The 15,837-nt window shown below is 34.1% G+C and carries 14 protein-coding genes; 13 read left to right on the forward strand and 1 reads right to left on the reverse strand.

The window, feature by feature from the left end; all coding sequences use genetic code 11:
• The 11 genes from CHB72_RS18760 to CHB72_RS18810 form a co-directional block, all read left to right on the forward strand.
• Window positions 1-594, forward strand: a 594-nt coding sequence (locus tag CHB72_RS18760) for a transposase (protein WP_207652602.1), incomplete at its 5' end; no start/stop codon positions are given.
• A 728-nt stretch (window positions 595-1,322) separates the two neighbouring features.
• Entirely contained in the window at window positions 1,323-1,922 is a 600-nt protein-coding gene (locus CHB72_RS18765) for a TetR/AcrR family transcriptional regulator (protein WP_207652603.1), read from the forward strand.
• Window positions 1,923-1,958: 36 nt separating this feature from the next.
• Window positions 1,959-2,798, forward strand: coding sequence for an alpha/beta fold hydrolase (locus CHB72_RS18770; protein WP_089284417.1), 840 nt, complete (start codon window positions 1,959-1,961; stop codon window positions 2,796-2,798).
• Between the two features lie 36 nt (window positions 2,799-2,834).
• Window positions 2,835-3,743: an Mph(B) family macrolide 2'-phosphotransferase gene (locus CHB72_RS18775; protein ID WP_089284418.1), complete on the forward strand. Its 909-nt coding sequence runs from the start codon at window positions 2,835-2,837 to the stop codon at window positions 3,741-3,743.
• A gap of 513 nt (window positions 3,744-4,256) precedes the next feature.
• The gene (locus tag CHB72_RS18780; RefSeq protein ID WP_089284419.1) at window positions 4,257-4,484 is read left to right on the forward strand and encodes a helix-turn-helix domain-containing protein; all 228 of its coding nucleotides are present in this window, start codon (window positions 4,257-4,259) and stop codon (window positions 4,482-4,484) included.
• 3 nt (window positions 4,485-4,487) lie between these two features.
• Entirely contained in the window at window positions 4,488-5,387 is a 900-nt protein-coding gene (locus CHB72_RS18785; protein WP_089284420.1) for a DNA cytosine methyltransferase, read from the forward strand.
• A gap of 3 nt (window positions 5,388-5,390) precedes the next feature.
• Window positions 5,391-6,290, forward strand: a complete 900-nt coding sequence (locus tag CHB72_RS18790) for a DNA cytosine methyltransferase (protein ID WP_278277874.1) — start codon at window positions 5,391-5,393, stop codon at window positions 6,288-6,290.
• Window positions 6,291-6,416: 126 nt separating this feature from the next.
• Window positions 6,417-8,927: a type IIL restriction-modification enzyme MmeI gene (locus CHB72_RS18795; protein ID WP_176431472.1), complete on the forward strand. Its 2,511-nt coding sequence runs from the start codon at window positions 6,417-6,419 to the stop codon at window positions 8,925-8,927.
• Window positions 8,928-8,933: 6 nt separating this feature from the next.
• On the forward strand, window positions 8,934-10,868 hold the full coding sequence (locus tag CHB72_RS18800; protein ID WP_089284422.1) for a DEAD/DEAH box helicase: 1,935 nt from the start codon (window positions 8,934-8,936) through the stop codon (window positions 10,866-10,868).
• A complete protein-coding gene (locus tag CHB72_RS18805; protein ID WP_089284423.1) occupies window positions 10,861-12,042 on the forward strand; it encodes a GIY-YIG nuclease family protein in 1,182 nt (393 codons plus the stop codon). The genes CHB72_RS18800 and CHB72_RS18805 overlap by 8 nt, the downstream gene beginning before the upstream one ends.
• A gap of 390 nt (window positions 12,043-12,432) precedes the next feature.
• A complete protein-coding gene (locus CHB72_RS18810; protein ID WP_089284424.1) occupies window positions 12,433-12,741 on the forward strand; it encodes a hypothetical protein in 309 nt (102 codons plus the stop codon).
• Between the two features lie 208 nt (window positions 12,742-12,949).
• Here CHB72_RS18810 and CHB72_RS18815 read toward each other — a convergent pair whose 3' ends face one another.
• Window positions 12,950-14,044 carry a CGNR zinc finger domain-containing protein gene (locus tag CHB72_RS18815; RefSeq protein ID WP_089284425.1) on the reverse strand — a complete coding sequence of 365 codons (1,095 nt, stop codon included), beginning with the start codon at window positions 14,042-14,044 and terminating at the stop codon, window positions 12,950-12,952.
• A 422-nt stretch (window positions 14,045-14,466) separates the two neighbouring features.
• Between CHB72_RS18815 and CHB72_RS18820 the strand changes: the two genes are divergently transcribed.
• A complete protein-coding gene (locus tag CHB72_RS18820; protein WP_089284426.1) occupies window positions 14,467-15,033 on the forward strand; it encodes a hypothetical protein in 567 nt (188 codons plus the stop codon).
• A 357-nt stretch (window positions 15,034-15,390) separates the two neighbouring features.
• Entirely contained in the window at window positions 15,391-15,825 is a 435-nt protein-coding gene (locus CHB72_RS18825) for a sigma factor-like helix-turn-helix DNA-binding protein (protein WP_089284427.1), read from the forward strand.
• The last annotated feature ends 12 nt before the right edge of the window (window positions 15,826-15,837 follow it).

A 15,837-nucleotide genomic window follows, 5' to 3' on the forward strand; every position in this document is an offset into this window, starting at 1 on the left:
TCCAAATTTGTAGTAAAAGGTTTTTCAACTCAGCAATCCAAAAACCTTTCAAAATCAGTGAAGAAACATCAGTGGCAAAAAATCAATATCCAAGTGCATGTTGCAGAGATTCCTACTTCAACAGGTCTAAGGACCATTGTCTGTGAATTCGTTGGGAAGGATGGGCAAATTAAATATTCTCATTTACTTACCAACATTAGAGCTGAAGAAATGAATGCAATCCAACTATTTCACTTTTACAATGAACGACAAACCATAGAAGCCTTCTTTAGAACTTGTAAAGAAGTATATGGTATTAAGAATTTAAGAACATCTAAATTCTATGGCATTTATGGATTTTTATGGCTAGTGTTTATCACTCATAACCTGATTACTTTGATGAAAAATACAGCCTTTAATACATCTAAGCTTAAGGATATGGGTGTCCATTCATTGATAAAAAAACTAGGGACAATCACTGCTAAAGTAATAGAATTAAAAGATCATATTGAGATTGTTGTACCTAGCTTATCAGAACTGACAAAATTATTTGTTGAAGCATTACAGCCTAAGTATGTTCAATTAAGCTTCCATCATTTTCTAAATATAGCTTAGTTATTTGTACAAAACTTAGGTAGCTAATAAGTTTGATGTTATTAGAGAATAAAGTTTAGAGATCGGCTCTGGCGTGATGAAGACCTAGAAGATGTAATCAAGCACCCAAAGGAGAGAACATCGCTTCAAAATGTACCAGTGTGGATCAAGGACTTAATCGCCAGTGTTGAAGCTAGAAAATCAATCAGATGAAGATTGAAACGAATACTACTGGTTTTTGCACCCACCTTGAGACTTATACAAGTAAAAAAGGGGGGATAGGAATTAAGTATTTACCTCGGCTACAGTGCCATTTGTTAAATTGTATAATACTTATGTGATACCACATGTTGAGACGGTGGTGTTAATGTCGAAAAACTAAGACTCTAGAAGCATTGATATTATTGGGTTTCTAGGTTTACAAATAATATAAAGTAAATCTGTCAATTCAACTTTAGCCCTCGATATTTGTTTTAGGGAACATATCGGAGGTATTTTTTTTGGACAAAAATGGGGTTAGGTTGAGGAGACAGATTAGATAAATTCGTGGGGTTGGGTAGATAAATTGGATATACAAAACGGTCTTTTGATAAACTAACGTTGAATTAAATTCAGGCCTTGAAATAGACGTAAAATATAACTTTTGTATCAATCAAAACTATTTTTCTTGATTTTTACATACACCCATGCTACAATAAAAACAAATAAACAATTTGTTTTTATGTTATGCAATGGAGGTGTTTTATGTTGTGCCTAAATTTACAGAGTTAGAAAAAGAAAAAATTCGAGAAGAATTGCTTAAAGTTGCCTATCGGTTTTTTATAGATAAAGGCTTTAAGAGTACTTCTCTTGAGGATATTACTTCATCAGTTGGCATTGCAAAGAGTTCTTTTTATATATTTTTCGAATCAAAAGAAATGCTATATATGAAATTGTTAGCACATGAGGGAGAGCAAATTGAAAAGCAGGTTTGGCTAAAGGTTATAGCTGCAGAGGATATGCGTTCAGCTATAAAGATATACTTAAATGAGATGGCTTTGGAACTAGAAGATAAGATATTAACACAAAGACTTGTTTACGACCTTGAGGAGTACAAGCTTGTATCTAGAAAGCTAAATCCAGATTATGTTGGCTCAGAGCATCTAAGAAGCATCGTCCCTCTTATGGAGTTTATAAAGTTACGTCAAGAATCTAATGAGATTATCGATGAAGAGCCAGGCATTATAGCTGGAGTTTTAAGAGCAGCTTGGTTAATAGGTTCTCAAAAGGGAGATTTGCAGCAATACAATTATGAAAGAATTAAAGAGTTATTATTCGAAGCTGTTGCTGATCGAATCACTCGATTTTAATTTAGACTAGGTAAAGATATATGAAGGTGGTTATCTATGACAGAAAGAATAATTCGTTTTAATGATGTTCATATCTGTACAGAGAGTTTTGGAAATACTAATGAGCCAACTATCTTATTAATAATGGGAGCTACTTCATCAATGATTTGGTGGGAAGAAGATTTTTGTAGGAGGCTAAGCAATCAAGGGTTTCATGTTATACGTTATGACAATCGGGATGTAGGCAAATTTATTACTTACGAATATGGTCATTCGGAATATACCTTTGAGGATTTGGCTGATGATGCAATTCAGGTACTAGATGCGTATAAGGTTGATAAGGATCACATAGTCGGTATGTCTATGGGTGGAATAATTACGCAGATAGTAGCTCTTAAACACCCCGGTAGAGTTCTTACTATTTCACTAGTTATGACATCGAATTATGATACTAGTCTTCCTAAGAAGAATAGCAAAGTAACAGAAGTTTTTGCCAAAATTAACATCAACAACTGGGAAGATAAAGAGGAAGTGATCAAGTATGTTATTGATAGGAGTAAAGTTCTCGTAGGAACTAAGCATCCATTTAATGAAGAGAAAATAAGGAAATTAGCTGGGAGGGATTTTAATCGAGCTAGTAATATGGAGAGAATGGAAAACCATGGATATGTAAAAGGATGGGGATTATATTTATCTAGAACCCATGAAATTAATGTTCCTACACTAGTTATTCATGGGACGGATGATCCTATTATACCTTATGAGCATGGAGTGCATCTTTCTAAAATCATATCTAATGCTGTGCTAGTTAGCCTGGATGGTGCTGGGCATGAGCTACACCATGATGATTGGGATGAAATTATTATTGCTTTATCCAAGCATGCTACAAGTTTATAATTGCTATATAGAAGCTAAAGTCGGGAGTGATTTTTAATGAGTAAAGATATTAAACAAGTAATTGAGATAGCAAAAAAACACAATCTTTTCCTAAAAGAAGAAACGATGCAGTTTAATGAATCAGGGCTTGATTTTCAAGCTGTTTTTGCACAAGATAATAATGGAATTGATTGGGTTCTAAGATTGCCTAGACGGGAAGATGTGATGACTAGAACAAAGGTAGAAAAACAAGCTTTGGATTTGGTAAATAAGTACGATATATCCTTTCAAGCACCAAACTGGATCATTTACACAGAGGATCTAATAGCTTATAAGAAGTTAGATGGTGTGCCAGCAGGTACGATAGATCATAACATAGGTAACTATATTTGGGAGATAGACATAAATAATGTTCCAGAATTATTTCACAAGTCGCTAGGCAGGGTGCTAGCAGAGCTTCATAGCATACCTAGTAATAAAGACGCGGAGCTTGACCTTGTAGTACACACACCAGAAGAAGCAAGAATGTCAATGAAGCAGCGCATGGAGGCGGTAAGAGCAAAGTTTGGTGTAGGTGCGAATCTATGGAACAGATGGCAAGCATGGATGAATGATGATGATATGTGGCCTAAGAAAACTGGGCTGATTCATGGAGATGTACATGCCGGACATACTATGATTGATAAAGATGCTAATGTGACTGGATTAATCGATTGGACTGAAGCTAAGGTTACAGATATTTCAAATGACTTTGTTTTCAACTATAAAGCTTTTGGGGAAGAAGGGTTAGAAGCTTTAATTCTCGCTTATAAGGAAGCTGGTGGATATTACTGGCCTAAGATGAAAGAGCATATTATCGAACTTGACGCAGCATACCCAGTTTCAATCGCTGAGTTTGCATTAGTGTCTGGCATTGAGGAATATGAACAGATGGCAAAGGAAGCATTGGAAGTGCAAGGTTCGTAAGCGGTGTAAATTAGTTATCGATATGTTCCCTTCTACCGATAGTACCAAAAATGCTATGGATATGTTTCCGATAACGGACACTTCGTAAGACATTTATCCTGTCCTCTCAAGCCACGTGGAGTGTGTTGTGTTGATAGAGAAGAAGTAGGTTGGAATCAGTGGTTTAGAAGATTTTATATGAAAATTAAAAAGTAATACATGTTCCCCTAGACAACAAGTTTAGGGGGTTTTTCTTTAGTGGGGGGGGGAAGAAATTTCGCAGAATGAGGGATCGTGTAAAGGTTGGGTTATGTGTATTTCTTTATGGTGATAGTGAAACACCCATCATCGGTATCGAATATTGGCTATTTTTTATTTAAGTTCTATTTAATAGTGATATCTAAAAATGTGCAAAACCTCTCTATTATTGGCGAATAATTTGAATACTTAGATTGAGTTTTATTGATAAGTGGATAGTTAAATGATAAAATATTAGGGGCATTACTAATTCATAAATTGGATAAAGGTGATTTTATGCATACAAGTTACAAAAAACTATGGATATTACTTATCGAGAAAAATATGACAAAAAGTGAGTTGCGAAAAAAGGCTAAGTTGTCTACAGGTGTTTTTACACGATTAAATAAGGAAGAGGCTGTATCACTTGCAGCACTTAAAAGTATATGTGTGGTTTTGTCCTGTGATATTGGTGATATTTGTAGCTTAATTTCAAACGATAAGAATACAGAACGAGAGGGATAAAAGATGCTAAAGACAGTTGATTTATTTGCAGGGTGTGGAGGTATGTCACTAGGATTTCAGAATGCAGGATTCAATATAATAGCGGCATATGATAACTGGAAACCTGCAGTAGAAACGTATAAAAAGAATTTTAAACACCCAATTTTTTTAAGGGATGTTTCGGAAAGTGGCATAATTGATGAGATATTAGGATTTCAGCCTAACGTTATTATTGGAGGGCCACCTTGTCAAGATTTCTCTTCAGCTGGACATAGAGATGAGAGCCTTGGAAGAGCTGAGTTGTCTATAACATATACTGACATTATTATTAAAGCAAAACCTAAGTACTTTGTAATGGAAAATGTCCCTAGAATTAGAAAAAGCGAAACATATAAAAGCGTATATTCTAAGTTAAAGGAAGCGGGTTATGGGTTAACGGAAAAAGTGTTAGATGCAAGTCTTTGTGGAGTCCCACAAAAGAGAAAGCGCTTTTTTCTTATCGGGCATATTGGTGATGCAGATAATTTTCTGGCAGAGAGACTAGATGAAAAGCTTGCAAATAAACCTATGTCAATATACGACTATTTAGGGGATTCCCTAGGGGTTAAGTACTATTTTAGAATACCACGCAGTTATAATAGGAGAGCAGTTTTTAGCATATATGATCCCTGTGTAACAATCAGGGGAGTGGATAGACCGATTCCTAAAAATTATGTAAAACATCCAGGAGATTTGGTTGATATAGGTCCAGAGGTAAGAGCATTAACTCCTATTGAAAGAAGTTACATGCAAACTTTTCCTAAGACTTTTATTTTTGATGATAATAAGTCAAATTTGAATCAAATGATAGGAAATGCGGTTCCTGTAAAACTAGCAGAGTATGTTGCTTCAGCTGTCATGGAGTACGAAAAAAATTTCAATTAAGAGGTGAGGACAATTAAAGTTGTAGATTTATTCTGTGGTTGTGGAGGTATGTCTCTAGGATTTCAGAACGCAGGATTCGATTTAGTTGCTGCATATGATAATTGGGAACCTGCAGTTAAAATATATAAGAAAAACTTTAATCATGCCGTTCATAATAAGGATTTAAATGATGAAACGGTAGATGTAGAAATATCAGCTTTTAAACCTGATATAATCATAGGGGGGCCACCTTGTCAGGATTTTTCAATTGCAGGAAAACGCAATATGGGAGAGAGGTCGAATCTTACAATTAGATTTGCTGAAATAGTATCGTCTGTTCAGCCAGAGTGGTTTGTTATGGAAAACGTGTATAATATTGAACGAATGCCAGTTCTACCTAAGGCAGTTTCAATACTGAGAAATGCAGGATATGGACTTACTATAAAGATTCTCGATGCATCACGGTGCGGAGTACCTCAAGCACGAAAAAGATTTTTTATGATTGGTCATCTTGGTGATACAGATGGTTTTTTGGAAGAACTTCTTAATAGCAGAATGAGCGCAAAACAAATGACACTATATGAATACTTGGGAGATTCTCTAGGTACTCAATTCTACTATATGCACCCAAGAAGCTACAATAGACGAGCAGTCTTTAGTATCCATGAACCAAGTGCTACGATAAGAGGTGTGAATAGGCCGATTCCAGAAGGATACCAAAAGCATCCAGCTGATAAGACCGAAATATTAGATGGAGTAAGAAGTTTGACATCTAAAGAAAGAAGTTATATTCAGACTTTTCCTGAATGGTTTGAATTTGATGGGAGCAAAACTGTTATTGAGCAGGCTATCGGAAATGCTGTTCCGGTAAAATTAGCCGAATATGTAGGAAAGTGTGTACTTGATTATGCCGAAAGGGGGTAATTTTAAATGACGGAATACGAGGCACTACAATTAGATATTAAGAGTATTTGTGCGGAGGAAAATCCATTAGAATTTTTTTGTGGCATTCTAAGATGCTATAAAATCCCAAAAGCAACTATTATGCGTTTGAATTTGCAAGAAAATTTCAAGGTTGATAATGAAATAGGCATATCGAATAAGTTATCATTTATTTTTACTACAAGTGAAAATTTGTATACAAAGTTTGACAGTTTAAAAAGAATACGCCAAAGGAAATCTAGTGCAAGAATTATTATGCTGATGAACCAAAGAGATATTTTGGTGTATGACACTGTATTGGAAGAGTGGTTAGCTGTTTCAAGAATAGAGTTTTATAAACAATATGATTTCTTTCTCCCTTTAATGGGGAGGGAGAAGTCTGTTTTAAATGACAGAAAGACGGTTAACGTTAGGATTGGTGAAAAATTTGCTCAGTTATATAATGAACTACTTATATTAAATTCAGGGGAGACAGGGGAAGAAGAAAAGCTAAGACCTTTTTTGGTTAGGCTACTTTTTTGCTTTTTTGCAGATAGCTTTGGCATCATAATGAATGGCTCACTTCACCAATTGATTACAATGTATAGTAAGCAAGATGGCAGTGACTTATCTAAACTTATAAATCATATCTTTTTATCGTTATATAATAAAACAGATAATACAGTTCCGGAATATGTAACAGATGTAATAGTAACCGATAACATTAGTTTTTTTGCAACTAGGGAAGAAGTTTCGACCTTTGATGCATCAACTAGGAAACTATTATTAGATATATGTGAAATGGATTGGTCTGAGGTTGAACCAGATGTTTTAGGTTCATTAATTCAAACAATTGCTTTTCCTGAAATGGCAGGAGTTGCTTACAATTATACAAGTACTGCAAATGTCTATAAAGTAATAGGACCTCTATTTTTGAATGACTTATATGACAAATTTGAAAAGGCAAAAGGAAATGCTGAAAAATGTAAGGAGATATTACGGGAAATTACATGTATCAAGGTGTTTGATCCCGCTTGTGGAACGGGTAATTTTTTAATGATTACTTTTAGGGAACTTAAGCTACTAGAAAGAAGGGTTAAGACACATCTGCGTGAGATTAATGGTGAATGTGATAGTAAGTATGATGTTGAAATTAGCCAGTTTTATGGAATCGAATTAAATCCTTTAGCATGTGATATTGCTAAGATTGGTCTGTATTTTATAAATTACAAAATGTCTATGGATGAAGAACCAGAATCAATAAGAGACTTAAATTGGCTAGGGACTAATAATGTTATACAGGGGATTGCTACAGAATATGAATGGGATAAGGTATGCCCTAAAGATCAGGGAACTGTGTATATAATAGGTAATCCATCATATAGAGGTGCAAGAAAACAAACTGATATTCAAAAAAGAATAGTAAAAACGGTATTTAAAGAAGAAATAGAGAGAGTAATGAAAATTGGAGATATTGATTTTGCAGCCTGTTGGTTTTATCTAGCCGCAAAATACATAAGTGGTACAAATAGTGGATTTGCATTTGTAACTACCAATTCTCTCACACAAGGAGTGCAAGTTCCTGAGTTATGGCCTGTAATTTTTAATAAAGGAGTTGAAATATCATTTGCACATACTGCATTTAAATGGAAAAATGATGGACAAAACAATACAGCTGTTACTGTAGTAATCGTAGGTTGCCGTTCTGTATGTTTTGTACACGAAAAAACCATCTTTAATAATAATATAGCTTATGATGTAGAAAAAATTAGTCCTTATTTAACAGCTGGAGACGTGATTGTACATAAGGAGAATAGGGCATCAATAAGCGGCTTGCCGGCTATGGTAAAGGGAAATATGCCGTATGGTAAAGAATTGCTTCTTACTCCGACTGAGAAAGATGAAATTCTTACTATTTATCCAGAGGCTGCAAAATTCTTAAAACGCGTAGTAGGTTCAGAAGAATTTATTCACAATATAGAGCGTTGGTGTTTGTGGATTAAAGATAATGATTTAAATGATGCACTTTCTATACCAGTTATTGCTGAACGAATAGAAAATGTCAAGCAAGCACGTTTGGCAAGTACTGATAAAAGTGCACACAAATTAGCGGGAAGAGCACATCAATTTAGAGAAACGAATGAAGCTAGAAAGTATACATTAGTTATACCATCTGTGTCATCAGAAAAGAGGAAATATTTCCAAGTAGGCTATGTTAGCAGAAACACAATAGTTACAAATTTAAGTTTTGCAATTTATGATGCGGATCCTTGGGTGTTTGGTCTGATTGCTTCAAGAATGCATAATCTTTGGGTTAGAACAGTTTGCGGCGGACTTGAAACACGTATCAGATACTCAAATGTAATAGGGTACAACACATTCCCAATTCCAGTTTTATCAGCTGAACAAAAAAATAATATAAGAGAATGTGTCTTTGGTGTAATTATGGAAAGAGAAAAAGAGTCTGAAAGGACGTTAGCAGAATTGTATGATCCAGATGAAATGCCAGAAGGATTGCTATACGCTCATAAAATATTAGACTCAACTATTGAAAACTGTTATAGAGAAGGTGGATTTTATACAAATCAGGAAAGACTCGATTGTATGTTTGAATTGTATAAGCAGTTGAAAGGAGAATAAAGTATTATGGCTGAAAATATTATTAGTGTAGAATACCAGACAACTGGGAAGAGCATCAAAGTAAATAATATGGGGATGCGAGAAATGCAAAGTCGAGCATACGAAGCACGAAATGCACCATACATGTTATTAAAAGCGCCTCCAGCTTCAGGTAAATCACGAGCTTTGATGTTTATTGCATTAGACAAGTTAGCGACGCATCAAGTATCAAAGGTAATCGTTGCAGTACCAGAACGCTCAATTGGTGGTTCGTTTAAGAATACAAATTTAATTGAAGGTGGTTTCCACAGTAACTGGGAAATTGACAACCAATACAATTTGTGCCTACCAGGAGGAGAAAATAGTAAAGTTGCAATGTTAGGAAAGTTTTTGGATTCTGACGCAAATAAATTAGTGTGTACTCATGCGACGCTAAGATTTGCATTCGATAAATTGGGGGCGGAAAAATTCAACAATTGCTTAGTTGCAATTGATGAGTTTCATCACGTTTCCGCTAATTACGAAAGTAAGTTAGGCGAATTGGTGCGTATGCTAATGGACTCAACCAATGCCCATATTATGGCGATGACTGGATCATATTTTAGGGGAGATGGAATTCCGGTACTAATGCCTGATGATGAAGCGAAATTTTATAAGGTGACATATAATTACTATGAACAGCTAAACGGATATAAATATCTAAAATCACTTGGAATTGGATTTCACTTTTATCATGGAAGATATATGGATGCAATAAATGAAGTACTTGATACAGACAAGAAGACTATACTGCATATTCCTAATGTTAATTCAGGAGAATCAACAAAAGATAAGTATATAGAGGTAGATACAATTATCGATAGCATAGGTGATATTGTAAATGTTGATAGTGAGACTAATATATTTTATGTAAAAAGGCCCGATGGAAAGATTGTAAAGGTTGCTGATTTAGTAAATGATAATCCTAGTGAGAGAGAAAAAACCGTGGGTTTCTTGAGAAATATTAAATCAGAAGATGAGGTTGATTTAATTATTGCGTTAGGGATGGCGAAAGAAGGATTTGACTGGGCATTTTGTGAACATGCTTTAACAGTAGGATATAGAGGTTCGCTAACGGAAATTATTCAGATTATTGGGAGATGTACGAGAGATAGTAGCAACAAGACACATGCTCAATTTACAAATTTAATTGCAGAACCAGATGCAGAAAATGGTGAAGTTGTCGAAGCTGTAAATAATATGCTAAAAGCCATAGCTGCCTCGCTTTTAATGGAACAAGTTTTGGCTCCTAATTTTAACTTTAAATCACGCGACAATGGGGAGAATTCGGAAGATGATGCATCTTCAAATACTATACGCATTAATGGTTTGCGTACATCGAATACTTCAAGAGTTAAAAATATATTAGAATCAGATTTAACTGAATTGAAGGCTACAATACTACAAGACCAGGAAATGGTTAAGTCCTTATCGGGTGTTGTTGATAGTGATGTTGTTAATAAGGTGCTGATACCTAAAATAATAATGACTAAATACCCAGATCTAAATGAAGATGAGGTAGAGACTGTAAGAGAACATCTTATAGCTGATATGGTAATTAGACATTCAAAAATAGAAGTGGAAGGAAATAAACGTTTTATTAAGTTGACAGATAAATTTATCAATATAGAGGAACTGAGTATTGATTTAATAGATTCGATAAATCCTTTTCAACAAGCTTTTGAGGTTATATCAAAATCAATCACACCTAAAGTGTTAAAATCTATTCAGGAATGTATTGCTGCATTCAAAGTAAATATGACAGATGACGAGGCAATTTTCTTATGGCCTAAAATAAATGAATTTGTTAAGGTAACACGTAGGCAGCCTTCCCTTGATGCTTTGGATCCACATGAAAGGAGATTAGCAGAGGCACTTGTTTATTTACGTCAGGTAAAGAGGGAGCAGATGAAAAATGAATAAAAAATTTGATTCCATATTTAACGAAGACCATTTGGGCTTATTAACATTACCTGATGCGACTGAGAAATCAGAAAGAACCCCAGAAGAACAGAGACTAATTAACAGCTTTGAAGAAATTAATAACTTTTATGAGGAAAATGGAAGAGTTCCGGAATTAGGAAGTGAGATCGATGAATTTATGCTCGCTTCTCGTTTGCAAGGTATAAGAAATAATCCACAGAAGGTTAAGACATTATTGCCGTTTGATTTCCACAATTTATTAAAGTGTGAATCTAGCAAATCAGTTACTGTTGAGGATATACTAGGAGATGACCCTTTGAATCTTTTAAATGTGCCTGATATGGATGACAGCGTTTTCTCACTTAAGTATGTTAAGAAATCAGATAGAATCCGTCCGGAATATATTTCTCGTAGAAATAAGTGCAAAGATTTCGATGAATATGAAACTATGTTCAACTCAGTACATGAAGATCTAAAGTACGGAAGGCGAAAACTAACAGAATTTAAGGAACAAGATTTAGAAGTTGGTAAGTTTTTCGTACTGAGAGGGATTCTACTATATCTTGAAAAAAGTTCTCATACGTTACAAAAGGAAGAGTATAGCAGTGGGACAAGGTTTAGGCAAGATGGAAGAACTAGGTGCATCTTCGATAACGGAACAGAATCTGATATGCTATTTAGATCCCTATACAAGGCATTACTTAGTGATGGGTTTGGTGTAAGTGAAGTTGAGGAGCATGCTAGCCAAGATGTTCAAATAGATGAAAATGATGTACAAAACGGATATATTTATGTTTTAAGTAGCCTCAGCAATAACCCCCAGATAGAAGGTATAGAAAATCTCTATAAGGTTGGGTATTGCAAAGGTGATGTTACCGGAAGAATAAAGAATGCTGTAAATGAGCCCACATACCTTATGAGTGAAGTAAAAATTGTATTGACAGTTAGATGTTATAATCTAAATGTTCCATATCTCGAAAGTAATATTCATAATTTTTTTAAAGAGGTTAATGTTGCCTTTGAAGTTATAGATAAAAACGGGGATAAACATTATCCAAGAGAATGGTTTATTGCACCCCTTTCGGTCATTGAAGAAGCAATAAAATTAGTTGTTGAACAGAAAATAGAAAAGTATACTTATAACTCAAAATTAGGCACTATTATTAAAATTTAGTGTATTGAGGAATGCAAATATCTGAAGATAAAAAACTAGGTCCAGTCTTATTATATAGTGTATAATAAGACTAAGTAAAATAAATATCTTTATACTTGAAAACATCATTTTAAATAGTAAATAACTTTATCAATTAAATTTTGACTTGCCTTTTATGTCTTCATTCAATACAAACTATATAGGCTATGGACGCAATATATATATGAATTGTATCTATAAAGCCGATATGAAAGATGTGGTTAAATCATACTTTTATGAAAGAAGAGATAAGGTACATTAATTGATGAATTTAGAATGTTTATATCACTTAGTGATAAGGCTTCTTTTTTATCTATAAGGGGAATTAACAGATAATTTTACTGATGAACGAATTTTAGAGGTGATATTATTATGAGGGCAAAGGCTTTTGCAGATTGGTTGATGAATGTCGATCATAGAGATATAAGACAAGCGAGGGATTATGTATCAAGAGTTAGACGCGTAGAAAATGCCCTATCTGAATACTTACTTAGATCTGTAAACTTAGATGAAGAGTTTAATAATGATAATTGTGACTTTATACTTTCTTTACTATCTATAGAACACGATAAAAAAATTTCTAATACAATCAATCTTCCTGAAAGTAAGGACGGTTTATCTAAGTTAAAAACAGCAGTAAATAAATATATAAGATTTTGTAATGCTTTGAAACAAGAGTAGAGTAGAAACTTGTTTTTAGAATGTATAGTTTATAGTTTTTAATTTATCAATAGTAAAATTATGTTTACTCTAATATAAGTCAAGCAAACCCTACTAACCTGAGGAATAGTAGGGTTAAAATTTCATAACACCATTATTTATCTATGTGGGGCAGGGGAAGTTAAAAGACCATCGCTAGCAGGAATTTGTACTGCCGGTTTGGCTTTTTTTATTTTTGGTGAGTTTCACGGTATTTTCTTTGGCTCATGATATTTGCACAACGAATGCTACAATATTTCTTTCTTTTATTAGTGTTCAGTATATCAAAGTAACCATCGCATGTAGGGTTAGCACATTTTTTTATCACTTCAAAATTAGGGTTCAGAAAAAATATGGAAAAATAAATTGCCGTGATTAGATTAGGAATTTTCCAGGTCCCTAGCATCGTGGTTGTATCATAGACGGGACTAATCAGTTTTGTATGGTAGTCAATTTCCTCTTTAATGATTAGTTTTGCCGCATTTATAATTACATTTTCATCCTCTTTATTAGGTCTTATATTTAGAGGTTTAGTTAATTTCACTCCTGCATTAGCTTTAACAGAGCTTATCGAAGTCTTTGTAAAAATATAGTCTAAAAAAGCATGCTGAGCTTGCATACCCTCATCGATACTATCGTAGTATTGGTAATTCCCTTGAAAAGAATAATCCTCATCAACAAAATACTGATAATCTGGATCCGGTTTTTCTTGCATTTCTAATAAAAAATCAGGTGAGGTAGACAATGCCCCTATAGAAATTAAATTTTTTCTGATTTGATGTTCTGGAGATTGATACACTAATTTGAGATTGCCCTCTGAGCTTAAATCGTGAACTGAAGCAGGGTAGGACAGCATGAGCTGGATTAGATTATTTGCCAGGCTCTTAAATGATGGCTCATCATTATGAATCTCCATGATTAACTCAACTAATTGAGTGATTCGCCTTATAACACCAAACAACTCATCACAAGAGTAAAGAGCGTATTTGTCACTGTTACTTTTAAATAAAAAACCATATTCATGAAAAAAATTTATGAGAGCCTGTTCATCTTTTGTTCCGGTAGATAATAACTTTGTAAGTATATCATTTTCAGATAAGCTATCATCGCTTCTGAGTAATCTATCTTTATAATGAAAATTAATGAACCCATCAACTTCTTTAAGCCTAATCGTATTATATGGATTACCTAATTCATCGTACCCACGGTTAAGTTTCACATCAACTTTTGAGTTCGAGAATGTAAAACCTTCTCTAGTTGTAATAAGGGCGGATCTATATTCCATTATTGTCACCTCTATTGTAATAATATAATATATTATATCATATTTAAATTAAAAAACCTAAAAATTGAATATCATTAATAATGTATAATTCAAATAATATAACTTAAGTAATCCTAAACATAATATATAATATTAATAAAACAATAAAATTATTACTAAGTATTATATTTTATATTATTATTTTCTAATGTAGAATTATGATAATGAATCTGATAAAGGGAGGCATGAAATGACCAATAAACGCTGTGCATTCTAATGAAAAGTTACTAGAAAAAATTTACATTGATAAACCTTGATTTTGCAAGGTTTTATAGGAATATGTGGGAAAGGCAGCAATATTACAATAGACAGAACGTATGTTCGATTATATAATATAGATAAGCCCTTTCGCCACAGATTATTCTGAAAAAGGGAGGCTATTCATGATGAAAATGATAAAATTACAGGAACAACAACCATCTTCCAGAAAGTTAAAGGGGGTGACGCTTATGGGGGAATTGAAGAAATCAGACACACAGCAATTCCATAAGACAAAACTTCTTCTATCTATCTATAGGACAGTTGTATGGAGGATAGAAAGTGCAATATATGTGGTTCAAGAGACAGCCCAGGAGTACGGAAGTGACAGAATCTCTGAATTGGTTGATTTTCTTAGCTTAGAACTAGACGAATATGACCTGACTAAAGACAAGAAAGAAATTGAAGAACGTTTGATGTGTATTGCAGAAACAAAACAAATGATTGAGATCGTTGACAAAGCACTTAAGCATTTAAAAACCCATCCTAAGCATGGTCAGATTTATCATGACATCATTACTTATTGCTATATTGATAAAGAAGTGATGTGTGATGATGCCATCATGAGAAAATTGAACCTAACCCAGTCCACCTATTATCGTTATAAAAAGCAAGCAACAGAATTAATGGGTATTGCACTTTGGGGTTATATTATACCGCCCCTCAAAGAATATTGGGACAAGCTCCAATAGCAATCCTGTAAGGGATGGGAAGTTACCTATGGGTTTTTGATTGAGACATTAGAGGAAATTGAAAGAGAAATGATAGGGGATTGACAGTCGAATGGAAGGAAACTGGTAGTCTTTTGAAATTGTTTTGATAGTTTGGAGCTTCTATAATAAGTATAGTGGGAAGTATGTGCAAAAAATGAATACAGTGGCAAATAGCCGCTTGGGTTAGGACTCGGCTTGAGTTTTAATCTAAGCGGCTATTTTTATGCCCTTCGGCCTTATTGGCCCTAGTACGTGTAATGCGTATTAGGGTCTTTTTTTACGTCCATTTTTAAGCATGTGCTTCCTCCTACTTATTTCAAAGGAGGAACTACAAACATGAGTAAAGAGATTAAAATTGGAAAATTATCGGTCCCAGTAAGTGAGGAGATTTACAAGGAGTACTACAAGATGAAGCGCCGTGAGAGGTACCTAGAAGAAGACATCAAGGTTGGTAGCAGTAAGATTGACCCCGAAACAGGCAAAGTGACCTATAAGCCCAGCAAGGAAGATTCTATTGAGAGATTAATGGATAAGGGCCACGACCTTGCAGCAGAGGAGCTTATTGAAGATGTGATAGTAGATAAGGCCATGCTTTTAATCCTGCAAGAAGCAATGAAAGAATTAGATCGCCAAGAGAAGGCGTTAATTAATGATCTTTTTTATAAAGAACTTACGGTTAGAGAAGTGGCAAGTAGAGAAAATATCTCCCACGTAGCAGTTATGAAAAGAAGAGACAAGATTTTAGGAAAGCTAAGAAAATATTTTTTATAAATTTGGTTACCA

The sequence above is a fragment of the Anaerovirgula multivorans genome (assembly GCF_900188145.1).
Lineage (GTDB): Bacteria > Bacillota > Clostridia > Peptostreptococcales > Natronincolaceae > Anaerovirgula > Anaerovirgula multivorans.